The organism is Arthrobacter echini, from assembly GCF_008107445.1.
Taxonomy (GTDB): Bacteria; Actinomycetota; Actinomycetes; order Actinomycetales; family Micrococcaceae; genus Arthrobacter_D; species Arthrobacter_D echini_A.
Genome location: NZ_VSLD01000007.1, coordinates 45514 through 65676, shown reverse-complemented (window position 1 = coordinate 65676; position 20163 = coordinate 45514). Strand labels below are relative to the sequence as shown.

The 20163-nt window shown below is 70.2% G+C and carries 21 protein-coding genes; 8 read left to right on the top strand and 13 right to left on the bottom strand.

All coding sequences use genetic code 11. The annotated features are described in order from the left end of the window. The first annotated feature begins 82 nt into the window (after positions 1–82). Genes FQ377_RS12565 through FQ377_RS12555 form a run of 3 tightly spaced genes read left to right on the top strand, consistent with a single transcriptional unit; the run spans position 83 to position 2646 of the window. Positions 83–910 carry an electron transfer flavoprotein subunit beta/FixA family protein gene (locus FQ377_RS12565; RefSeq protein WP_187393360.1) on the top strand — a complete coding sequence of 276 codons (828 nt, stop codon included), beginning with the start codon at positions 83–85 and terminating at the stop codon, positions 908–910. Between the two features lie 35 nt (positions 911–945). Continuing rightward, positions 946–1890 carry an electron transfer flavoprotein subunit alpha/FixB family protein gene (locus FQ377_RS12560; protein ID WP_148601614.1) on the top strand — a complete coding sequence of 315 codons (945 nt, stop codon included), beginning with the start codon at positions 946–948 and terminating at the stop codon, positions 1888–1890. A gap of 3 nt (positions 1891–1893) precedes the next feature. Beyond that, the gene (locus FQ377_RS12555; RefSeq protein WP_148601613.1) at positions 1894–2646 is read left to right on the top strand and encodes a PIG-L deacetylase family protein; all 753 of its coding nucleotides are present in this window, start codon (positions 1894–1896) and stop codon (positions 2644–2646) included. A 56-nt stretch (positions 2647–2702) separates the two neighbouring features. Here the strand turns inward: FQ377_RS12555 and FQ377_RS12550 are convergent, their stop codons facing one another. The 6 genes from FQ377_RS12550 to FQ377_RS12525 form a co-directional block, all read right to left on the bottom strand. After that, positions 2703–3563, bottom strand: a complete 861-nt coding sequence (locus FQ377_RS12550) for an anti-sigma factor (RefSeq protein WP_187393359.1) — start codon at positions 3561–3563, stop codon at positions 2703–2705. A 16-nt stretch (positions 3564–3579) separates the two neighbouring features. Further along, positions 3580–4197: an ECF RNA polymerase sigma factor SigK gene (gene sigK, locus FQ377_RS12545; protein WP_148601611.1), complete on the bottom strand. Its 618-nt coding sequence runs from the start codon at positions 4195–4197 to the stop codon at positions 3580–3582. 181 nt (positions 4198–4378) lie between these two features. Further along, positions 4379–5197, bottom strand: coding sequence for a class I SAM-dependent methyltransferase (locus FQ377_RS12540; protein WP_148601610.1), 819 nt, complete (start codon positions 5195–5197; stop codon positions 4379–4381). Between the two features lie 19 nt (positions 5198–5216). Further along, positions 5217–5681: a tRNA (cytidine(34)-2'-O)-methyltransferase gene (locus FQ377_RS12535; RefSeq protein WP_148601609.1), complete on the bottom strand. Its 465-nt coding sequence runs from the start codon at positions 5679–5681 to the stop codon at positions 5217–5219. Between the two features lie 9 nt (positions 5682–5690). Continuing rightward, positions 5691–6662, bottom strand: coding sequence for a J domain-containing protein (locus tag FQ377_RS12530; RefSeq protein ID WP_148601608.1), 972 nt, complete (start codon positions 6660–6662; stop codon positions 5691–5693). A gap of 44 nt (positions 6663–6706) precedes the next feature. Beyond that, the gene (locus FQ377_RS12525; protein WP_148601607.1) at positions 6707–7456 is read right to left on the bottom strand and encodes a pyrimidine reductase family protein; all 750 of its coding nucleotides are present in this window, start codon (positions 7454–7456) and stop codon (positions 6707–6709) included. Positions 7457–8401: 945 nt separating this feature from the next. Here FQ377_RS12525 and FQ377_RS12520 point away from each other — a divergent pair. The 4 genes from FQ377_RS12520 to FQ377_RS12505 are packed head-to-tail and all read left to right on the top strand — an operon-like array spanning position 8402 to position 12263. Beyond that, positions 8402–9628 (top strand): cysteine desulfurase family protein, encoded by a 1227-nt coding sequence (locus tag FQ377_RS12520; protein ID WP_148601606.1) that lies wholly within the window; start codon positions 8402–8404, stop codon positions 9626–9628. Then, complete coding sequence (gene mnmA / locus FQ377_RS12515; protein ID WP_148601605.1) at positions 9625–10767, top strand: tRNA 2-thiouridine(34) synthase MnmA; 1143 nt, start codon at positions 9625–9627, stop codon at positions 10765–10767. Before FQ377_RS12520 ends, mnmA begins: the two co-directional genes overlap by 4 nt. Positions 10768–10804: 37 nt before the next feature. Continuing rightward, positions 10805–11218, top strand: coding sequence for a chorismate mutase (locus tag FQ377_RS12510; protein ID WP_148601604.1), 414 nt, complete (start codon positions 10805–10807; stop codon positions 11216–11218). Beyond that, the gene (locus tag FQ377_RS12505; RefSeq protein ID WP_148601603.1) at positions 11211–12263 is read left to right on the top strand and encodes a uroporphyrinogen decarboxylase/cobalamine-independent methonine synthase family protein; all 1053 of its coding nucleotides are present in this window, start codon (positions 11211–11213) and stop codon (positions 12261–12263) included. The genes FQ377_RS12510 and FQ377_RS12505 overlap by 8 nt, the downstream gene beginning before the upstream one ends. A gap of 20 nt (positions 12264–12283) precedes the next feature. Here FQ377_RS12505 and FQ377_RS12500 read toward each other — a convergent pair whose 3' ends face one another. Genes FQ377_RS12500 through FQ377_RS12470 form a run of 7 tightly spaced genes read right to left on the bottom strand, consistent with a single transcriptional unit; the run spans position 12284 to position 19296 of the window. After that, complete coding sequence (locus tag FQ377_RS12500) at positions 12284–12952, bottom strand: DUF4166 domain-containing protein (RefSeq protein ID WP_148601602.1); 669 nt, start codon at positions 12950–12952, stop codon at positions 12284–12286. Continuing rightward, the gene (locus FQ377_RS12495) at positions 12949–13764 is read right to left on the bottom strand and encodes a phosphotransferase (protein WP_148601601.1); all 816 of its coding nucleotides are present in this window, start codon (positions 13762–13764) and stop codon (positions 12949–12951) included. Before FQ377_RS12495 ends, FQ377_RS12500 begins: the two co-directional genes overlap by 4 nt. After that, positions 13761–15053: a DUF58 domain-containing protein gene (locus FQ377_RS12490; protein ID WP_148601600.1), complete on the bottom strand. Its 1293-nt coding sequence runs from the start codon at positions 15051–15053 to the stop codon at positions 13761–13763. The genes FQ377_RS12495 and FQ377_RS12490 overlap by 4 nt, the downstream gene beginning before the upstream one ends. Before the next feature lie 47 nt (positions 15054–15100). Beyond that, the gene (locus FQ377_RS12485; protein ID WP_148601699.1) at positions 15101–16084 is read right to left on the bottom strand and encodes an AAA family ATPase; all 984 of its coding nucleotides are present in this window, start codon (positions 16082–16084) and stop codon (positions 15101–15103) included. 14 nt (positions 16085–16098) lie between these two features. After that, positions 16099–17373, bottom strand: a complete 1275-nt coding sequence (locus FQ377_RS12480; protein WP_148601599.1) for a DUF4350 domain-containing protein — start codon at positions 17371–17373, stop codon at positions 16099–16101. After that, positions 17370–18020 carry a DUF4129 domain-containing protein gene (locus tag FQ377_RS12475; protein WP_148601598.1) on the bottom strand — a complete coding sequence of 217 codons (651 nt, stop codon included), beginning with the start codon at positions 18018–18020 and terminating at the stop codon, positions 17370–17372. Before FQ377_RS12475 ends, FQ377_RS12480 begins: the two co-directional genes overlap by 4 nt. A gap of 43 nt (positions 18021–18063) precedes the next feature. Next, entirely contained in the window at positions 18064–19296 is a 1233-nt protein-coding gene (locus FQ377_RS12470) for a DUF7847 domain-containing protein (RefSeq protein ID WP_148601597.1), read from the bottom strand. Positions 19297–19461: 165 nt separating this feature from the next. Here FQ377_RS12470 and mtrA point away from each other — a divergent pair, with 165 nt between their 5' ends. Next, a complete protein-coding gene (mtrA, locus tag FQ377_RS12465; protein WP_148601596.1) occupies positions 19462–20139 on the top strand; it encodes an MtrAB system response regulator MtrA in 678 nt (225 codons plus the stop codon). The last annotated feature ends 24 nt before the right edge of the window (positions 20140–20163 follow it).

Genomic DNA, 20163 nt, shown 5'->3' with positions numbered 1-20163 from the left:
CATCGGTTCCGGTCATCGGAAAGCGTCATACCACTGTGGTTAGCTAGGACGCGGGAAGATCCCCGATCGAGGAAGGTCAGCAATGGACGAGGCCACGGCAGGCGGGCTGCACATCGCGGTCCTGGTGAAGCACGTACCCGACGCACAGTTCGACCGCCATATCGGCGGTGACCAGCTGACGACCGTCCGGTCCGAGAGCATTCTCTCCGAGCTCGACGAGTACGCGCTGGAAGCGGCGCTCCAGCTCGTCGAGGCGCACGGGGGAGCGGGGGCCGGCCACCGGATCACCGCGCTCACCATGGGTCCGGCGGCAGCCGTCAACGCGGTGAAGAAGTCCCTCCAGATCGGGGTCGACGACGGCGTGCACCTGACGGACGAGGCTCTGTTCGGCTCCGACGCCTCGGCGACCTCCCGGGCGCTCGCCGCCCTCCTGGAGCAGGTGGGACCCTTCGACCTGATCCTGACCGGGATGGCCTCGACCGACGGGGAGACCTCGCTCGTACCGGCACAGCTGGCTGAGCGACTCGGCCTTCCCCAGGTGACCTTCGCGGCGTCGCTGGAGCTGGCGGCGACGGACGACGGCTGGGCCCTGACCGCCCGCCGCGACAACGACACGTTCGCCGAGACCATCGAGGCGCCCCTGCCCGCGCTGGTGTCCGTGACGGATCAGATCAATGACCCCCGGTACCCAAATTTCAAGGGCATCATGGCGGCGAAGAAGAAGCAGATCCAGGTGTTGTCCCTCGCCGACTGCGGAATACAGGCGGACGAGGTGGGTCTTCCGGGCTCGTGGACCAGGGTGGAGGCGGCCGAACCGAGGCCGCCGCGCAGCCAGGGCGTGATCATCACCGACGAGGGCGATGCCGGCATCCGGCTGGTCGACTTCCTCGCCGGCCAGAAACTTCTCTGACCCGCCGCCCCTTCTTTCTCCAGGAGATCCCAGCCATGACCACTGTCCTCGTCTTCCTCGACCACCCCGGAGCCAGCCTCGCCAAGGGTGAACGCGAACTCCTTTCCCTGGCGGGATCCCTCGGCGACGTCGCCGTAGCGCTCGCGGACGACGCCGAGCAGACCTATCTGGACGGTGTCGGGTCCTACGGAGTCCAGGAGTGCTACCGGCCGGACACGGATGTGTCCGAGGTGCTGGTCGCGGGCAAGGCAGCGTTCCTGGCGGAAGCCGCCCGGTCCGCCGCGGCCGATGTCGTCCTGCTGGGAAACTCCTACGAGGCCAAGGAGATCGCCGCGCGGGCGGGCATCCGCCTCGAGGCAGGGGTCGTGACCGATGTCGTCTCGTTGGACAGCGATCTCGTTGCGACGAAGGCCGATTTCGCCGGGTCCTACACGGTCGGGTGCCGCGTGACCACCGCGCGCGCCATCCTGACCGTCAAGCCGAACAGCTTCGACGCCGTGCAAGCCGGGACGCCGCAGGCACCACGGGAGATCCGGGTCCCGGTGGGCGCAGTGACCCCGGCAGCCCGCATCACCGGTCGGGTCGACAAGCCGGTCAGCGGCCGTCCCGATCTCACGGAGGCGCGGGTCATCGTGGCGGGTGGGCGCGGTGTCGACGGTGACTTCGGCCCGCTGGAGGACCTAGCGGACGCCCTCGGCGGAGCGGTAGGCGCCTCCCGGGCCGCGACGGACGCAGGCTGGATCGAACACTCCGCACAGGTGGGGCAGACCGGCAAGACGGTCGCTCCCCAGCTGTACGTCTCCGTGGGCATCTCAGGGGCCGTGCAGCAACGGGCCGGGATGCAGACCTCCAAGGTGATCGTCGCCATCAACAAGGACTCCGATTCGCCTATTTTCGAGATCGCCGATTTCGGGATCGTCGGTGATCTGTTCTCGGTGTTGCCACAGGCCACCGAGGAGATCCGGAAGCGCGGGCTCTAGCCCATGGCGGATCTCGGGGAGGCCCTGGCTCCCGCACGCGTTCTCGCCGTCGCCGCACATCCTGACGACATCGACTTCGGGGCGTCGGCAACGATCGCGGGCTGGACCGCGGCCGGAGCGTCGGTGAGTTACTGCATCCTCACCGATGGCGACGCCGGCGGGTTCTCCGACGAGGACAGGCCGGGTCTGGCAGCACTGCGTCGGGAAGAGCAACGCGCGGCCGCGGCTCGCGTCGGCGTCACGGATGTCACGTTCCTGGGTGAGACGGACGGGCACCTGGAACCGACCGACGCCGTGATCCGCGGGATCGTCCGACGCATGAGGGAGGTCCGGCCGGATATCGTGCTCGCCATGCATCCCGAGCGCAGCTGGGACATGATCCAGAAGAGTCACCCCGATCACCTGGCCTGTGGTGAAGCGGTCACGAGGGCCGTGTATCCGGCCGTTGAGAACCCGTACGCATACCCGGAACTCGAAGCGGCGGGGATCACCAGCTTCAAGGTGCCGTGGCTGTGGTTCTACGCCGGTCCCGCGCACCTCGAGAACCGCTTCATCGATGTCACCGGTGCCGAGGACCTCAAGATCGCAGCCATCATGGCCCATGAGAGCCAGCATCCCGATGTGGATCGCATGCAGTCACGGGTGCGGGCGATACTCCAGGACAACGCACGCCGCGGAGGTCTCGGCGAGGGTCGCAGCGCAGAAGCCTTCCATGTGGTCGGCATCAACACCGACCAGACCATCGCCGGCTTCTGATCCGGCGACGCCCTGTCGACCCACGGCAGGGGCCGGAGGGCGGGTAGGACCGAGGCTCAGGCTCCCAGCGGGATCTGGGCGACGATCGGAAGCGTCGGTGTCGTCGAACCGCCCTCGGGCTCCACGGTGATGGCGAGGGCGCTGAGGCCGCTGATGTCCGTGATCTCGGTGGACTTCCCACCGTCGACATCGCCCTCCGTCATGGTGCCGACCGAGACGGGCGCCGAACCGTCAGCGGGGATGCGCCACATCTGATAGACCGATCCCTCGGCCGGTGCCGGAACCCCGGTGAGCGTGACGACCGCGGCGTTCTCCGAACCGGAGACGGCGAGGTCCGCCGTGCCGCCGGCGTCGAGGGAGAGCTGTTCGGTCCTGACGTCCTGGGCCTGGAGCACCTGGTCCTCGAGCGTGCTCTCCTGCAGGTTCTGCGCCACGGTCACACCACCCACGACGAGAACAGCGGCTGCGGCCGCGGCCACGGTCCATCGTGCAGCCCGCGCAGACAGCGATGTCCGCTTCGCGCGGCGCTCGGACAGTTCGTCCCGGGCGTCTCCCGCAACCACGCCGTGGTCCAGGTCGGCAGGGGAATCCGGCGCGGGCCCTGCGGGCATCGATCCGGATGCCGGGCGAGCGGTCGATCCGGCCGCTACACCCGGAAGCTGAGCGAGGATCCGGTCGAAGAGATCGGCCGGTGGATCGAGCGGGGCCGTCGTGTAGGTGGCTGTGATCGTGTCCCGGCAGGTACGGACCCGGTCGGAGAAGACCGACGCGACAGAGGAGTCGGCGTCCTGGAGGAACGCTTTGATCGACCGGCGCTCATCGGCGCTGATGGCGTCGAGGGCGTACAGTTCTGCCCACTCGAGGACGTGGCCACGGGCCAGATCGGTCTCAAGATCGTCGGCGAACTGCCTGCTCATGTTCTTGTCCGTCATATCAGGAAACCCCCAGGCACGTCTTGAGTCGGATCAGGCCGTCGCGGATCCTTGATTTGATGGTGGGCACGGCAACCCCGAGCTTCTCGGCGACCTCCCGATAGGTGAACCCGCCGTAATAGGCCATGCGTACCGATTCCCGCTGCGTCTCCGTGAGGGTGCCGAGGCAGTCGACCACGCTTTGCGCCTCGAGGCGCTGCGTCACGGTGTCCACCACGTCGTCGTGATCGATGCTCTGGGTGGCGGCGCCGTAGCGCGCCTCGCGATCCGTGGCGCTCTGCTCGGAGCGCACCTTGTCCACGGCGCGTCGGTGAGCCAGTGTCATCAGCCAGGCCATGGGACTGCCGAGGGCCGGATTGAAGCGTTCGGCGGTGTTCCAGACCTGGAGGTAGACCTCCTGGGTGGCGTCCTCGCTCAGATCGGGATCGATGAGTACCCGGCGTGCCAGACCGTAGACCCGTCGACTCGTCTGCTCGTAGAACAGCTCGAACGCGGACCGGTCCTGTCGTGCCACGCGTACCAGCAGGTCGGTCAGGGTGGGATTGCCGCCTGCACCGGTCACCGACTCCTGCTGTGCAGCGGCGATCGGGCTGACCCGGTGTGCTCGTGGCGTATCCATAGGGTTCCAGCATAAAGCGCCGGTCCGCCGAAATTGAATATGGAACGATGGCTTGCGGCGGAGGCTGCCCGGCAGGCCCTGCCGTGTCTGAACCATCCTGGTCTTCCTACCTCTCCCGCACCGGCTTCCCTGATACGAGGAATTCGGATCTGGTGGGCCGACGGATGGGCGGGCGGTGGAGTCAGGCGTCGGGACCCACGGTGCCGACGGCGATGAGGGAGTCCGCCGAGAGGACGAAATCGTCACCGAGGCTGTCCACAAGAGCGGCGCGGACGCGCTGCAGGGCCTCCGGTTCCTCGGGCAGGAGCCCGCGGTACCCGCTGGCGAGGGCGAGTGACCACGCGTGGTCCGCCTCGAGCGGGACGGTCAGTCCGAGCTTCTCCACCCCCACGTCGCTCAGGCCACGCGCGAGGAGCCACTCCTGCAGCCGTTCCTCCGGGGCGAGCCTCCGGCAGTTCTCGACGAAAACGGGAACGGTGGCGGCCTCGGCGGACGGGTGCACGCCGGTGGAGCGGATCGCCTCCAGGAGCAGATCGCCGAAGGGTGTGAGGGCGCCCTGGTCCCAGGCGCTCAGGGCGATCCGGCCGCCAGGGCGCAGCAGGGTGAGGATGCGGTCCATGTCGGCATCCATGTCGTGGAGCAGGAAGACCCCGTAGGAGCTGATGACGGCGTCGTACTTCTCCGCCGGGTTCCAGCCGGCCGGATCGGAGTGGATGAAGGAGACGTTCCGGAGACCCAGGGCCTCCGTCTTCGCCTTCGCCAGGCCCAGCATGGCCGCCGAGCGCCCGACGGCGTCGACGTGTCCGCCGGGGCCGGCCAGCTGCGCGGCAGGGACGGTCCCGGAGCCGGTTCCCGCATGGACGTCGAGGATCCGTTCACCCACCAGGATGTCCGCGGCGGCCACCACGGCATTGCTCACGGGGTTCCAGACCGCGGGAGCGAGGAGGTCGTAGTCCTCGGCCCCGTCGTCGGGCAGGGTTGCTGCATGGCGAGCGGTCATGGGAACTCCAGATCGTAGGTCACTGTGCTCCGGCGAAGCCCTGTTGACGCCAGGCCTCGTAGAGGACGATGGACGCGGTATTGGCGAGATTCAGCGATCGGCGTGCAGGCAGCATGGGCACGCGCACACGAGCAGTTATGTGCGGGTCCTGCTTCACGTCCTCGGGGAGACCGTCCGATTCGCGGCCGAAGAGCAGTACGTCCCCGGGTTCGTAGGCGATGCCGGTGTAGGAGACATCACCCTCGGAGGTGTAGGCGAAGACGCGCTCGGGTTGCAGCGCAGCCCAGGCAGTCTCGAGGCTGCTGTGCACGTGGAGGACGGTGAGATCGTGGTAGTCGAGGCCCGCGCGCTTCAGTTTCGAATCCTCCAGGCTGAAGCCGAGCGGTTCCACGAGGTGGAGCTCCGCTCCGGCGACGGCGGCGAGGCGGATCGCCGCACCGGTATTGCCGGGGATCTCGGGGGTGTGGAACAGGATGCGGAACACCGGATCATCCTAGCTTTCGGTGAGGGCCAGCAGCCGCGCAAGGACCGGAAGCTGCACCACGTTCGGTGATGGTCCCGCGGCGAGGAAGGACCGGATGGTGCGGACGGCCGTTCCTGCGTTCACCACCTGGATCGTGGTGGGCGAGGACCGGTCGAAGCCCGGCGGTACGTCGATCACCGGAGCGAACGGGTTGTCCGGGGCCCCGTGCACCACCACCCAGCCCGCAACATTGAGATCGGGGAACATCTCCTGGACGACGCGCACCGTCTGCGGCAACCCGAGGTCGATCCGGCGGCCCTGGTGCCGCAGGACCCGCCCGTCCCAGGAGAAGTTCCCCGGCGGTGCGGTGAAGGAGTCGATCACGGCGATCCTGTACCCGGCGAGCAGCACATGGCCGGCGGTCGTCTTGTCCCGGCCGTCGAACTCGACGCCGCTGACGAGGCGTACCGCAGGGTATCCGGGCAGGAGAGCGCGTTCGAGCAGCGTGGTTGTCCGGGTCTCCCCGTCGGTGCGGCTGCGGGACCCAGAGGACAGGCGCGCGAGGATCCCGGGCTGCCGGACGGAACCGTGGAGCTGTCGGCCGGCGAGGATCAGCGGCACGGCCGGAGGACTGCCGGGGGAGAACGCGGGCAGATACGACGGCGGCGCGCCGGCGGCGTCCTCGTCGTCGGTCGACGCGCGCCTCGGGCGGGGCGGGGCGGATCGCGCCGTCGTCGTACCGGTCCGGCCCGCGGTGGAGTTCGTTCCGGACGGGCGCCCGGGGAAGGGACGGCCCGTGTCGGCGTCGTAGCGCATGCGGAGCTGGGGGTCGCCGAGCGTCTCGAAGGCCACCGCGACGTCGTGGAACGCCGTGGCGCTACCACCGAGGTCCGGGTGGGCGGCGCGTGCTGCCCGGCGATAGGCGCTCTTGATCTGCCTGGCATCTGCTCCGGGGGACACTCCGAGGACGTCGTAGTACGACTTCCGTGGTGCCTCTGCCATCTATGCAGCCTTTCGGTGATGAGGAGTGGAGCGGTCGCAGAGGCTCAGCGTGCCCGACGGTAGAGCGTGTACAGCGCGGAATCCTCCGTGAGCAGGGAGGACAGGACCAGTCCGATCGGCTCCTCCGGACTCTCGCCCACTGCGATCCGGGGACCGGCGCCGCCGGCGAGCAGTGGACTGATCGAGAGGCAGAGCTCGTCCACGGCATCGGAGCTGGTGAAGTCGCCGAGCACGGCAGGACCACCCTCGCACAGGATCTTCGGCAGTCCGCGACGGCCGAGTTCCGCCAGGATCGCGGGGGCATCCACCCGCTCGGTGCCGCAGTCGACGACGTCGGCCACGGCGGCCAAGGCCTCGCGCCTCTCGGCCGGGGCACTGCTGCTCGTCAGCACGAGCGGACGCACAGGGGCGTCGGTGAAGAAACCGCTCGCGGGATCGAGGTCCAGGCTGCCCGAGATGACGGCGATCGCAGGATGCGCGGCCGCATCCCGGGCCTTCCGCCAGGAGCGGGCATCCTCGTCCACGAGGTCGCCCGCGTACCCTTCTGCCCGCACGGTTCCGGCCCCGACCAGCACTACGTCGGCAAGGCGTCGCAGGACGGCGAAGATTCTTTTGTCGCCGTCGTTCCCCAGACCTGCCGAGAGTCCGCCGGTGGTGGCGGCGCCGTCGGCCGCGGCAATGAAGTTGAAGCGTACGTAGGGTTCGTCCGCCACCGCCGCCGGGTAGGCGTAGAGGCGGTGCAGTGCGTCGTCGTCGATCTCCCCGGGGGACGGTGGGACGAGGGCGGTGATCATGGGGTGGACGCTTCGTTCATACCGTCCATGATATTGCGTAGCCGGGTCGCGTCCCGACAGCGCTGCATCGCCGGTGCTGGGACCGTGTTCCGCGCTGCGTCGTGCCCGGTGTCGGGGCTCGAGCCGTAGGAGGGACAGCCGAGCAGGGCGTGTGTGCGTGTTGCGTTGCCCCGTTCCCAGTACTCGGCGTTCACCAGCGGGAACGGACTCTCAACCCCACCGATCGGACTCGAGCAGTGGGAACGACGACAGTGCGAGTGTGAATCGGTTGCGTCGTTGCCACCGACCAGGCTCGGGCAGTGGGAAGGACGGCCATGGGGGCTGGGAGTGTTGCGTCGTTCCCAGTGGTCCGTGCTCATCAGTGGGAACAGGCGCTCAGTCCCACCGACCGGGCTCGGGTGTTGGGAGGGACGGCGGGGGCTGGGAGTGTTGCGTCGTTCCCGCTGTTCGGGCACCAGCAATGGGAGGGATGGACATGCGGGCCGGAATCGGCGCTCTTCCCAATGGTCGGACTCGAGCAATGGAACTGACGACCATGCAAGACGGGAATGTTGCGTCGTTCCCAGTGGTCGGTGCTCATCGGTGGGAATCAGCCCTCCATCCCACTAACCGGATTCGGGCAGTGGGAGGGATGGACATGCGGGCCGGAATTGGCGCTCTTTCCCAATGGTCGGACTCGAGCAATGGGACTGACGACCGTGGGGGCGAGGGTATTGCGTCGTTCCCAGCGGTCGGTGCTCATCAGTGGGAACGGGCGCTCAATCCCACTAACCGGACTCGGGTAGTGGGAGGGACGACGGCGCGGGCAGGGCGGGTTGCGTCGTTCCCACCGACCGGGCTCGGGTAGTGGGAGGGACGGCCGAGCACCGGGCGGTGGGAACGGAGCCCGGGGCACAAGGAAGCACCGGAATCGGCCCGACGGCGTGGCGCCCGTAGAATCGAGGCATGCCCGTGTATGTCGACCACGCGGCGACCACGCCGATCTCGGCGCCGGCGCTCGCCGCACTCACCCACGAACTCAGCCGGGGCGGGAACCCCTCCTCCCTTCACGGGTCGGGCCGCCGTGCCCGACGCTCGGTGGAGGACGCCAGGGAGCGGATCGCTGCAGCCGCCGGAGCCCATGCTTCGGAGATCATTTTCACCTCCGGCGGGACGGAGGCCGACAATCTGGCCGTCAAGGGCCTGTACTGGGCCCGGAGAGCGGCCGACCCACGCCGGACGAGGATCCTCTGCAGCGCAGTTGAGCACCACGCCGTGCAGGACGCCGTCGAGTGGCTCGAACGCCACGAGGGTGCCGAGGTCCGCTGGCTGCCCGTCGACGAGACCGGCCTGGTGTCCCTCGACGCACTCCGCACAGCACTCGCGGACGGCGCCGACCGGACGGCACTGGTCACCGTGATGTGGGCCAACAACGAGGTCGGGACGGTGCAGCCCGTCCGGGAGATCGTGGCCGAGGCCGCCCGCCACGGGATCCCGGTGCACAGTGACGCGGTGCAGGCCTTCGGCTCGATCCCGGTCTCCTTCGCGGACTCCGGGCTCGCCACCATGGCCGTCAGCGCCCACAAGATCGGTGGACCGGTGGGCGTCGGCGCACTCCTGGTGGGCAGAGCCGTCACCCTGACGCCCGTGCAGCACGGGGGAGGCCAGGAGCGCGACATCAGATCCGGCACCCTCGACGGCGCGGGCATCGCAGCCTTCGCCGCTGCGGCCGAGGACGCCGTCGCGCGCCTTCCGGTCGAGGAACAACGGCTCGCGGCGCTGCGCGACCGACTTATCGAGGGAATTTCCCGGGAGGTGCCGGAGGCCGTGCTGCGCGGGGTGACGCATCCGGCCATCGACGGAACGAGACTGCCCGGCAATGCGCACTTCACCTTTCCCGGCTGCGAGGGGGACTCACTCCTGTTCCTGCTCGATCTCGCCGGCATCGAGTCCTCCACGGGTTCGGCCTGCACCGCAGGCGTCCCTCGCCCGTCCCACGTGCTGCTCGCCATGGGGCTGAGCGAGGACGAGGCCCGCGGTGCCCAGCGGTTCAGCCTCGGGCATACATCCACGGCCGACGACGTTGCCGCCGTGGTGGCCTCCATCGGCGAGGCCTACACGCGGGCACGCAAGGCCGGCATGGCCGGGCACGCATCAACCATCCAGACGGCAGGAACGGGTTTTTCATCATGAGGGTTCTGGCAGCGATGAGCGGCGGCGTCGATTCCGCGGTGGCGGCGGCGCGCGCCGTGGACGCGGGGCACGACGTCGTCGGCGTGCACCTGGCGCTCTCCCGCATGCCCGGCACGCTGCGCACCGGCAGCCGGGGATGCTGCACCATTGAGGACTCCCGCGACGCCTGGCGCGCCTGCGACATCCTCGGCATCCCGTACTACGTCTGGGACTTCTCGGAGCGCTTCAAAGAGGATGTCGTGGACGACTTCATCGCCGAGTACGCGGCGGGCCGCACTCCCAATCCCTGCATGCGCTGCAACGAGCGCATCAAGTTCGCAGCGCTGCTGGAGAAGGCACTCGCGCTCGGTTTCGACGCCGTCTGCACCGGCCACTACGCGACCGTCCTCCGCGACGCCGACGGCAATCCGGAGCTCCACCGGGCAGCGGACTGGGCCAAGGACCAGTCCTACGTGCTCGGGGTCCTCACGCACGAGCAGCTCGAGCACTCCATGTTCCCGCTGGCCGCGACGCCGTCGAAGGCGGAGGTCCGCGCGGAGGCCGAACGTCGCGGGCTCTCGGTCGCGAACAAGCCCGACAGCCACGACATCTGCTTCATTCCCGACGGCGACACGCGCGGCTGGCTCGAGGAGCGCATCGAGCTGACGGAGGGTGACATCCTCGACGTCGACGGCGAGCGCATCGGCAGCCATCCAGGCGCGAACGCCTTCACCGTGGGGCAGCGCCGGGGGCTCAAGCTCGGTACGCCCGCAGCGGACGGCAAGCCACGCTTCGTGCTCGAGATCCGCCCGAAGCAGAACGAGGTGGTGGTGGGCCCGGAGCATCTGCTCGCCATCGACGAGATGCGAGGCATCAAGGTCTCCTGGGCGGGCCTGCCCATCGACGAGGCGCGCTCGGGCGAGGAGTTCGACTGCATGGCCCAGGTACGGGCGCACGGCGATCCTGTGGACGCCCGGGCGCGGGTGGAGCGGGACGACGAGGGCGCGCAGCAGCTCGTGGTGCGGCTCGTGGAGCCGATGCGCGGTGTGGCGCCCGGGCAGACGGTGGTGCTCTACCAGGGCACGCGTGTCCTCGGGCAGGCCACCATCGATTCGGCGCGGTCGGCGCTGCGTCCCGAGCCGGCCGCACTGCAGGGGTAGTGCACAGCCCGTCGACGGTGTCTGCTTGACTGGTGGCATGACGCATCCACGCAGTGCTTTCGACCCGGCAGCATCTTCGTTAGCAGGGGACGTCGCTCCCGACGTGATGGCCGAGCTGCTGTCGGTGAGGAGCTCGATCGACAATATCGACGCGACCCTCGTCTATCTCCTGGCCGAGCGATTCAAGGCGACGCAGCGCGTGGGGCACCTGAAGGCCGAGCACGATCTGCCGGCGGGTGATCCGCAGCGGGAGGCGGCGCAGATCGCCCGGCTCAGGATGCTCGCCGAGGAGGCCCAGCTCGATCCCGCCTTCGCCGAGAAGTTCCTCAACTTCATCATCTCCGAGGTGATCCAGCACCATCAGGCCATCTCCGAAAGCCGGAGACCCTCGTCGGCCGACGGACATCCCCTGTCGCAGGACACGGCGGAGGGGCGCGACGAGCGTGCTTGACGACGGCAGGGAACACAGCCTCGACGCCGCGGAACCACGGGTGAGGGCCACCGGGGCCGGCGACTGGCCCGGAGTGGATCCGATCGAGGCGAATCGGGCTATCCGCGGCGAGCTCGGGGGCGTCAACGCTCCGTTTCTTCCAGCCCTCCCGGCCCGCGGACCGGGCAGCGACGCCACCGGACGCACGCTCGGCGTGCTGGTCGAGCTGCCGTTCGACCTCCAGCCGCACGGGTGGCGCCTCACCCAGCGGCCCGGGAAGGACCAGCGGCGTGCCGAATCAGCCCTCTCCTCGGATTTCAACGCCCTCGGTGACATCGCAGGGGCGGAGGAGCGACCGGCGTCGCGCCTGGTCCTGACGCTGCAGGGCCCGCTCTCGCTGGCGGCCGGCGTCCATCTGCACGGCGGTGAACGTGTGCTCCTCGATCACGGCGCCCGGCGGGAGCTGTATGCGTCGCTCGCTGCCGGGGCAGCGGAACTGGTACGGCGCGTGGCCGCCGTGGCGCGCGGTGCAGGGATACGGGTCCAGCTCGACGAGCCGGCCGCGGAAGCCGTCCTCACCGGGAGCATCCCGACCGCCAGTGGCTACCGGACCCTTCGGGCGATCGATCGCCGCGAGGCCACGGAGGCCTGGGATCTCGTGACGGCCTCCGTGCTCGCTGCCGGGGCGAGCGGCACCGTCGTGGCGCCGGGGCGGGGCGATGTAGCGTTCGAGGCCGCCCGCTCGAGTGCAGCGGAGGCGCTCGTCCTCGAGTTGTCGGTAGTATCCGACCGGCAGTGGGAGTCCCTGGCCGAGGACGTGGAGAGCGGGCGCCACGTCTGGCTCGCCCTCCTCGATCCGCAGCACCCGGTCCCGCAGGTCAGTTCGCTGGTGGAACCGGTACGCGCGGCCTGGAACCGCGTGGGCCTGCCCGTCGCGGCGCTGTCCGCCCTGACCGTCACCACGCGTCGCGGGCTGGCCGGGCGCTCACCCGCGGACGCTGTCCGGATGCTCACCAGACTGGTCCAGACCGCCGACGCCCTGGACCAGGTCCGGTCCGAGGGCTGAGGCCTACGCGGCGGCGGGGTTCAGACGCGGGCTTCCCAGCGGTCCGGGCGGGCGCCCTCGGGCAGGACGCCGTCGAACTCCTCGAGCGTGTAGTCGAAGCTCCCGGCGTAGACGAGGAGGGTGCCGAGCTGCCGATGGACCACGCGGGTGGTGATCCTGAAGAGTCCCGTGGCGTCGTCCCACCACTGCTCCACGTAGGCCAGCGCACCGACGACGTCGGGCAGTGGCAGGCGGAGTCCGGCGAAGATACGGGTCTGTGAGGAGACCATCCGGATGCGCCCCTCACGGGTGGCAGTGCACGTGAGCAGGGTGGCCATGCGGCGGTGCCGGCCCACGTAATCGGTCAGCACACCGTCCTGCAGGGAGGTGGTGTCCTCGAAGATGCGCAGGGCCGTCCCGAAGTCGAGCTCGCGCCGTGCGGTGAGCGAGGGGCGGCCGAAAGGGTCCAGGTGCGGGTAGTTCCTGATGGTGAAGGGGACGTCACTGTTGTACTCGGGGAAGAAGGCGTTCTCGAGGGCCGTGAGCCGGAAGGCGGGTCGCGCGAACCACGCGGTGCAGCCGGCGACGTCGAACACCCCTCGCCCGAATCCCGCGAGGCCACTCTCGGCATGGAGGCCGAAGTACTCGCGCAGCTCCGGCTGGAGCCTGCCGAACCCGCGTCCCATCGCTTCCTGGTAGATCGAGATCATGCCGCCCACTTCCGTCGCTCGGACACCCAGTCAACCATGATGCGGGCCGTGAACCGCCCGTGGGCCCGCAGGTGCGGACTGGTAGGGACCTCCGGGGAGCTGCCGGTGACCACCATGTACGCGGCGAGCACGGCGAGCCAGCTGTCGACGGCGTCGTTCGGCACCCCTCCTGACAGGGCGGAATCGCGGAGCAAGGTGTCGGCGTCGAGCCCGCCCTGCCGCGCATAGGGCAGCAGGCCCACCCAGTCCGCCCAGGCGGGGCCCTTGGTGAGATGGTTCCAGTCGCAGACCCAGGCACGTCCGGACCCGCTCGCGAGGATGATGTTGTCGGGACGAAGGTCGTTGTGCAGCACGCTCGATCCTGCGAGGACCACCGGAGCCTGTTCCACCAGTGACTGCAGTTCGAGCCAGCGCCGCGATGGCAGGGGAGGCAGGAAGGCGATCCGCTCACCCCTTGCGCAGCGGGCGAAGATGCCGGACACGGCGTCGTCGTCCAGCAATCCGTCAAGCATCGATCCGTCGGCCAGGAGCGGCGGAAGTCCCCGCAACCCTTCCGGGAGGCCGGCGAGAACCGAGGCCTCGCGCGCGTAGGCGGAATAGGGGAAGGCATTTGCGGAACTGGCCGCCTTCACGAAGATCGCCCGGCTTCCGCGGCGAAACGTCGCGGCGAAGCCGGGGGTGAAGCCTCCTCCTGCGGACTGCACGGAGTCGGGCGGGCCTCCGAGAGCGAGCTCGAGTGCGTCCAGTACCTCGGGCGGGAGTCCCGTGCAGAGGGGGCGGACAGCTGTGGAGGAGTAGTCGAAGCCCGTCACAGGCGTCCCGCGGCCTTGAGCCGGATGTAGGTGTCGGCGAGGCGCGGCGGCAGCTCGGCGGGTTCGGCGTCCACAACCTCGGCGCCGAGCAAACGGAGCTGCTGCGCCACAGCGGCCCGGTCCAGCAGGGCGCGTTCCGCGGCCGCCGCCCGGAAGGTGGCGGACGCCGTCGACCGATCGGCCCGCAGTTCCTCGAGCCGCGGATCGCGCACGGAGGCGACCACGACGACGTGGCGCTCGGTCAGGCCCGGAAGGGCGGGTAGCAGTCCCTCCTCCACGGACCCGGAGTCGAGGGATGTCAGCAGCACCACGAGCGATCTGTGCGGGGAGGCGGCCCGCACCTCGGCGGGCACCCGCGACCAGTCGGCCTCGATCAGTTCGGGCTCCAGGGGCGCCATGGCGGTGACGAGGGAGCGCAGCAGATTGCCCCGGGCCGTGGAGTCGACGCGAGCCCGGAGCCTGCGGTCGAACGCGAGGAAATGCACCTTGTCGCCGCCGCGCTCGGCCAGGACGGAGAGCAGCAGCGCCGCCTCGATCCCGGTGTCCAGCCGCGGCTCGTCGAGGATGCGCCCCGCTGAGGTGCGGGACATGTCGAGCACGACGACGACGCGCCGGTCCCGCTCGGGCCGCCAGGTGCGCACCACCGTGTCACGGCGCCTGGCCGTAGCGCGCCAGTCGATCGAGCGGACGTCGTCTCCGCGGACGTAGTCGCGCAGGGAGTCGAACTCGGTGCCTGCTCCCCTGAGCTGGACGGCGGAGCGGCCGTCGAGCTCTCGCAGCTTGCGGAGCTTCGAGGGGAGGTGCCGTTTGGAGTGGAAGGCAGGGAGCACCCGGAGCACGCCCGGAGCAGGCACGGTGATCTGCCGGGCGGCCAGACCGAGGGGTCCGGCGCTGCGGACGGTGACGGTGTCGACCCGCAGGATGCCCCGGCGCACGGGACGCAGGCGGACGGTCCTCCGGCGTGCCTCACCCCGGGGCAGGTCGACGCTCTGCTCGGGATTCCGAGCTCCGGCCGAGGGCTGCCAGGCCTCGCGGAAGGTAGCCCGCATCCGCCGCTGGGTGTCGTTCCGGAGTACGAGGGCGCTGTCGCACTCCTCGCCCAGCCGCACGCCGTCGGGCAGTGTGCGGGTGATGCCGAGGCGGCGCGGGACGGCCGCGAGAGCCAGGTCGAGGATTGCCAGCACGGTCAGCAGCAGCGCCCACAGCAGGATCGAAGTGATGCCCGGGTACACGATCACGGGCACGACGCCGAGCAGTGCCAGCAGCACGAGGCGTCCGGTGATGACCACGGAGGGCTCCTTTCGGGTGCGGTGGGCGGGTCGGGGGACGGGCGAAGCTACCGCGGGACGGCGACCGTGCTGAGGATGGTGCCGAGCACGTCGTCGACGTCGACCCCGTCCATCTGCGCCTCGGGGCGCAGTGCCACCCGGTGCCGCAGGGCGGGCAGGGTGAGGGCCTTGACGTCGTCGGGCGTGACGAAGGACCGCCCGGAGAGCCACGCCCAGGCCCGCGCGGTGTTCAGCAGGGCCGTGGCACCGCGCGGGGAGACTCCGAGCTGGAACGACGGCGAGACCCGGGTGGCGCGCACGAGGTCCACGATGTAGGCGAGCACCTCGGGAGCGACGGAGACGCGCGCCACCGCCGCCCGTGCGCGCCCGATGTCCGAGGCGTCCGCGACGGCCCGGACGCCCGCGCCATGGAGATCCCGGGGGTCGAAGCCGACGCTGTGGCGGCGGATCACCTCGATCTCGTCGTCGCGCTCCGGTAGCGGGAGCGTCAGCTTGAGCAGGAAGCGGTCGAGCTGGGCCTCGGGCAGGGGGTAGGTGCCCTCGTACTCGACGGGGTTCTGTGTGGCCGCCACGATGAACGGCGCGGGCAGCGGGCGGGAGATGCCGTCCACCGAGACCTGCCGCTCCTCCATCGCCTCGAGCAGTGCTGCCTGGGTCTTCGGGGGCGTGCGGTTGATCTCGTCGGCGAGCAGGATGTTGGTGAACACGGGGCCCTCCCGGAAGCTGAACTCGGAGGTCCTCGCTTCGTAGACGAGGGAACCGGTGATGTCCCCTGGCATGAGGTCCGGGGTGAACTGAACCCGCCTGGTGTCCAGGTCCAGCGCCGTGGCGAGGGTCCGCACGAGCAGGGTCTTGGCGACGCCCGGTACGCCCTCGAGCAGAACGTGGCCGTCGGCGAGCAGACCGATGAGCAGACCGGTCACTGCCGGGTCCTGGCCCACGATCGACTTGCCGACCTCCGTGCGGACGCGCAGGAGCGCGGCCCGCGCCGACTCGCTGTCGGTGCACGCGTGATCGGCGACCTCCTGCATCTGGTCGGGATGGGTCATGGCGGGGTGATCTCCTTCTCGAGGTCGAGCAGTCCCTGCGACCAGGGCACGAGCTCGCGGTTCGTGGTGGGGCTGTGCAGCAGGCGTGCCTCGAGCTCGTCCCGCGGGCGCCCACTCCTGTGGGCGGCGGCAGCTATGATCTCGGACGCCGGGGCGGAGCGGTCCACCCGGAGGCGTCGGGCCAGGCGGGTGAGCGTGCCGGATCTGAGTGTGGCGGCCGCGTGCTCCACGGAGCGCGCGTCCTGGTACAGGCGCGCACGCCCCTCCGCCGTCTCAGCGGCGCGCACGAGGACGGGCAGGGGCTCTGTGGCGAGCGGTCCCATCCGCCGGCCCCGCCAGAGCATGGCGAGAACGGCGCAGACGAGGAGCCAGACGAGCAGGACGTCGACCCAGGGCGGGAGCAGGGTCAGCGGGTCGATGCCTTCGCCGACCGCGACGACGTCGGCCCCGGTCGGCTCGAACCAGACGAGCGCAGGCGAGAACCCCAGGAGCTGGAGTGCCAGGGCGGCGTTGCCATCGGCCGTGATCGATCGGTTCGCGAGGACGGCCGGCGCACCGAGGACCCCCACGGAGCCCTCGGTGCTCGTGACGTACAGCCCTCCGGTCCCGTCGTCCGCCGCGGACGGGAAGCACTCGACGGGCCCGGAGTAGAGCGAACCGGTGGCGGTGATCGTCCCGGCAGCGCTCGCGCGGGAGTCGGTGCAGGCCGCCTCCGGCGGGGGAGTGTCGTTGCCCGGGTCGAAGGGCAGGGGTCCGACGAGCTCGATGTCCTCCTCGAGTGCGGTGAGCTGCCGGGCTCCGGGCGTGGCCAGTACCGAGCGGTCCGCAGCAGCGGTCAGGGTGGCGACCTGCGTTGCGCTGAGGTACTGCCGGGCGTCGTTGAGGAACAGCGTGGCCGGTCCGGCGTCGAGGAGCGCCAGGGCCTCATCGAAGGATCCGGGGCGCTGCACATCGACGCCCTCGTCCGCGAGGACCTGCGCCACGCCCCGCGCACCCTCGGGGCCGGGATTCTCCGGGGAGAGCGGTGCACCTTCCTCCCCGGTGCCGGAAAGGAGGGTGATCAGCACAATGACCGCCAGGGCGGCGGCGCCCACCACGAGGGGACGTGCGCGCCGGACCCGGTGCCGCGCTGTCGCCCCGGCGCTGCCGCCGTCGCCCATGGCCTCGGGTCCGCCGGCATCGTCCACGGACGCCGCGACCGCCGACGCGCCGGGCCGCCGCGTGCGGACGCTCATCGCGGTGCCGCCGGGCCGCCGCGTGCGGACGCTCATCGCGGTGCCGCCGGGCTCTCGGCGGCCGGCCCGCGCGCGGGGCGGAGGGCGGACAGCCGGGCGTCCACCTCCGCTGCCCGCCGGTACTGGTGGTCGGACGCGGTCCCTCGCCCGTAATGGGTCTCGTTGAACAGCTCGGCGAGCCAGGAGACGTCCGCGGCCAGGGCGGGGAAGACCCCGCCGAGCTGCACGGCCGCCTCCGACGCCGTCCGGCCCGGCTGCTCGTCCACGAGGACGCGCTCCTCCGCCGAGCGGATGATCGCGCGGAGCAGTTCGGCGATCGCCTCGTTCCACTGCCGGTCAGCAGCGCGGGCGGCGGCTCGGCTCCGATGCTCGGCGGCCGAGCGCCGCACGTCACCGGTGAAGACTCCCGGCTCCGGTCGGGTACCCCGCGCATTCGCGCGCGGTCTGCTGAGGATCACGGCGAGGACGACGACGATCCCTGCCCCGAGCAGGAGGACGACCGTTCCGGGCCCCGGCCCGAACGCTCCCAGGCCATCGAGGAGCCTGCCGATGGCGCGCAGGAGATCCCCGACGATCCGTTCCGCGAGATTCGGACGGGCCTCGACATAGATGTGCTTGGAGAGTTCCTCGTCGAGGAGCCGGCGTGCCTCATCGGCGTCGGGCACGAGGGCGCCGAGGATCACGGGCCGGGCTGTCCGGCAGTGCGCGCTTCCGCCGCCGCGGGCATCAGGCGGACCCGCCTCGATGACCGAAGGAGGTTGTGCCGCCCGGGATGACATCCGTCGTCGTGGTGCCGGCGTTCTCGTGCTCGCGCATCAGGACGACGTCGAAACCCTCCCGCCGAATCCGCAGATCCACATAGAGCAGTGCCGTGACTCCGGCCTGGAACGCATAGCCGACGGCAGTGAACAGGGCAGTGATGGCCTGGGTGGCGGCCAGGACGGGGAGCGACTCGAGGGCGTCCGGCGCGGCGGAGGAATTCGAGCCGAAACCGATCACCAGGGTCACGGCGAAGGTGAGCGGAGCGGCGATGACGGAGCTGATCACGGAGACGATCACGCTGGTCAGCAGCACGATGCCGAAGGTACGCCACCAGTTGCCGTGGGTCAGCACCCACGAACGTTTGATCGAGGTCCACGGCCCGGTGCCTTCGAGCATCAGCGCAGCGGGGGCGACCACGAGCTTGATGCTGGCCCAGATGAGCACCACGACGGCGCCGAGCGCGAGGGGCACGATCAGCAGCGCCGAATACGTGCCGAGGCCGGCGATGGCGAGGGCGGAGATCCCTACGATCAGCACCACACCGAGGACGGTGGCGGCGAACGCGAGGAGCCCGAAGCCGAGCAGCGGCAGCAGGCGGGGCCCGGCAAGGCGCCAGGCCTGGCCGAAGGAGGTCTCCTGATTGATCACGGAGCGGGCGATCGGGATGACGAGGATGCCCTGCAGGAGCAGCAGTGCCACGGCGGAGACGATTCCCGACACCGAGGCGAAGACGCCCAGGCCGGCCAGGGCTCCGATCATGCTCTCCGTGCCGGGATCGGCCGCTTCGAACACCGCCAGGGAGGAGGCGAGATTGCCGAACAGGAGGACGACCACCACGGCGACGACGGCCTGCAGGAGGATCGCGATCCCGAAGGTGGCGAGGGGATTCCTGCGGCAGGCCTGGAATGCTCCGTCCAGTATCTCGCCGAGGCCCAGCGGGCGGAGCGGGATGACACCCGGCTTCGGGGGTGCCCGATACATCGGGGCCGGAGGGCGGTACTGCCCCGGGGACCCGGACACCGGTCCGTCGCCGCGCGCCCCGTACTGCTCGTTCCAGCCCTGGGCCGGAGGCTGTCCGGGAGGCTGCCACGGCGACGCGGTCCGTCCGTCGCCGTCCGCGCCGGTCCACCCGCCGCTGCGGGCTCCACTCGGGTCGGAGTCCGGTCTCTTGCCCGGCTGGCTGTCCGGATCACTCATGGTGTTCCTTCGGTCGATCGTCCGGGAAGCACGGCTCGCATCCCTCCCTGCATCATAGGCACCGCACCCCTCCGCGGCGCCGGATGAACGTGCGGACACCATGTCCTGTCTGGCGCCCGGCGGCGCTGTTGGGACTTTGCGGGCCCCGTACGACACTATTGAGGCATGAAGGCGCGCATCCTGGTCGTCGATGACGACGAAGCCCTGTCCGAGATGATCGGCATCGTTCTCCGCAACGACGGCTTCGATCCCGTGTTCTGCGCGGACGGCGAGGCTGCACTCGGGGTCTTCCGTGCGAGCAATCCGGACATCGTGCTGCTGGATCTCATGCTTCCCGGCATCGACGGGATCGAGGTCTGCCGCCAGATCCGTGCCGAGTCGGACGTCCCCATCGTGATGCTGACCGCCAAGTCGGACACCTCCGACGTCGTCCGCGGGCTCGAGTCCGGCGCCGACGACTACGTGCCCAAGCCCTTCAAACCGGCCGAACTCGTCGCCCGCGTACGCGCCCGGCTTCGACCCGCCGAGTCGAAGGCTCCCGAGACCGTGCGGATCAAGGATGTCTCCATCGATGTCGCGGGCCACGAGGTCACCCGTGCCGGAGAACGCGTGTCACTCACGCCCCTCGAGTTCGATCTGCTGGTGGCCCTGGCCCGGAAGCCCTGGCAGGTCTTCACCCGGGAGCTGCTCCTCGAGCAGGTCTGGGGTTATCGGCATGCCGCCGACACCCGGCTGGTCAACGTGCACGTGCAACGGCTGCGGTCGAAGATCGAGCGTGATCCGGAGGCGCCCGAGATCGTCCTGACGGTGCGTGGTGTCGGCTACCGAGCCGGTCAGGCCTGACCTGGCGGGCGCGGACGGCGCTCC

Coding starts and splice junctions, on each gene's coding strand:
- FQ377_RS12565 (WP_187393360.1), top strand. CDS start 83: ATGGACGAGGCCACGGCAGGCGGGCTGCACATCGCGGTCCTGGTGAAG.
- FQ377_RS12560 (WP_148601614.1), top strand. CDS start 946: ATGACCACTGTCCTCGTCTTCCTCGACCACCCCGGAGCCAGCCTCGCC.
- FQ377_RS12555 (WP_148601613.1), top strand. CDS start 1,894: ATGGCGGATCTCGGGGAGGCCCTGGCTCCCGCACGCGTTCTCGCCGTC.
- FQ377_RS12550 (WP_187393359.1), bottom strand. CDS start 3,563: ATGAGCAGGCAGTTCGCCGACGATCTTGAGACCGATCTGGCCCGTGGC.
- sigK (WP_148601611.1), bottom strand. CDS start 4,197: ATGGATACGCCACGAGCACACCGGGTCAGCCCGATCGCCGCTGCACAG.
- FQ377_RS12540 (WP_148601610.1), bottom strand. CDS start 5,197: ATGACCGCTCGCCATGCAGCAACCCTGCCCGACGACGGGGCCGAGGAC.
- FQ377_RS12530 (WP_148601608.1), bottom strand. CDS start 6,662: ATGGCAGAGGCACCACGGAAGTCGTACTACGACGTCCTCGGAGTGTCC.
- FQ377_RS12525 (WP_148601607.1), bottom strand. CDS start 7,456: ATGATCACCGCCCTCGTCCCACCGTCCCCCGGGGAGATCGACGACGAC.
- FQ377_RS12520 (WP_148601606.1), top strand. CDS start 8,402: ATGCCCGTGTATGTCGACCACGCGGCGACCACGCCGATCTCGGCGCCG.
- mnmA (WP_148601605.1), top strand. CDS start 9,625: ATGAGGGTTCTGGCAGCGATGAGCGGCGGCGTCGATTCCGCGGTGGCG.
- FQ377_RS12510 (WP_148601604.1), top strand. CDS start 10,805: ATGACGCATCCACGCAGTGCTTTCGACCCGGCAGCATCTTCGTTAGCA.
- FQ377_RS12500 (WP_148601602.1), bottom strand. CDS start 12,952: ATGATCTCGATCTACCAGGAAGCGATGGGACGCGGGTTCGGCAGGCTC.
- FQ377_RS12485 (WP_148601699.1), bottom strand. CDS start 16,084: ATGCAGGAGGTCGCCGATCACGCGTGCACCGACAGCGAGTCGGCGCGG.
- FQ377_RS12480 (WP_148601599.1), bottom strand. CDS start 17,373: ATGAGCGTCCGCACGCGGCGGCCCGGCGGCACCGCGATGAGCGTCCGC.
- FQ377_RS12470 (WP_148601597.1), bottom strand. CDS start 19,296: ATGAGTGATCCGGACAGCCAGCCGGGCAAGAGACCGGACTCCGACCCG.
- mtrA (WP_148601596.1), top strand. CDS start 19,462: ATGAAGGCGCGCATCCTGGTCGTCGATGACGACGAAGCCCTGTCCGAG.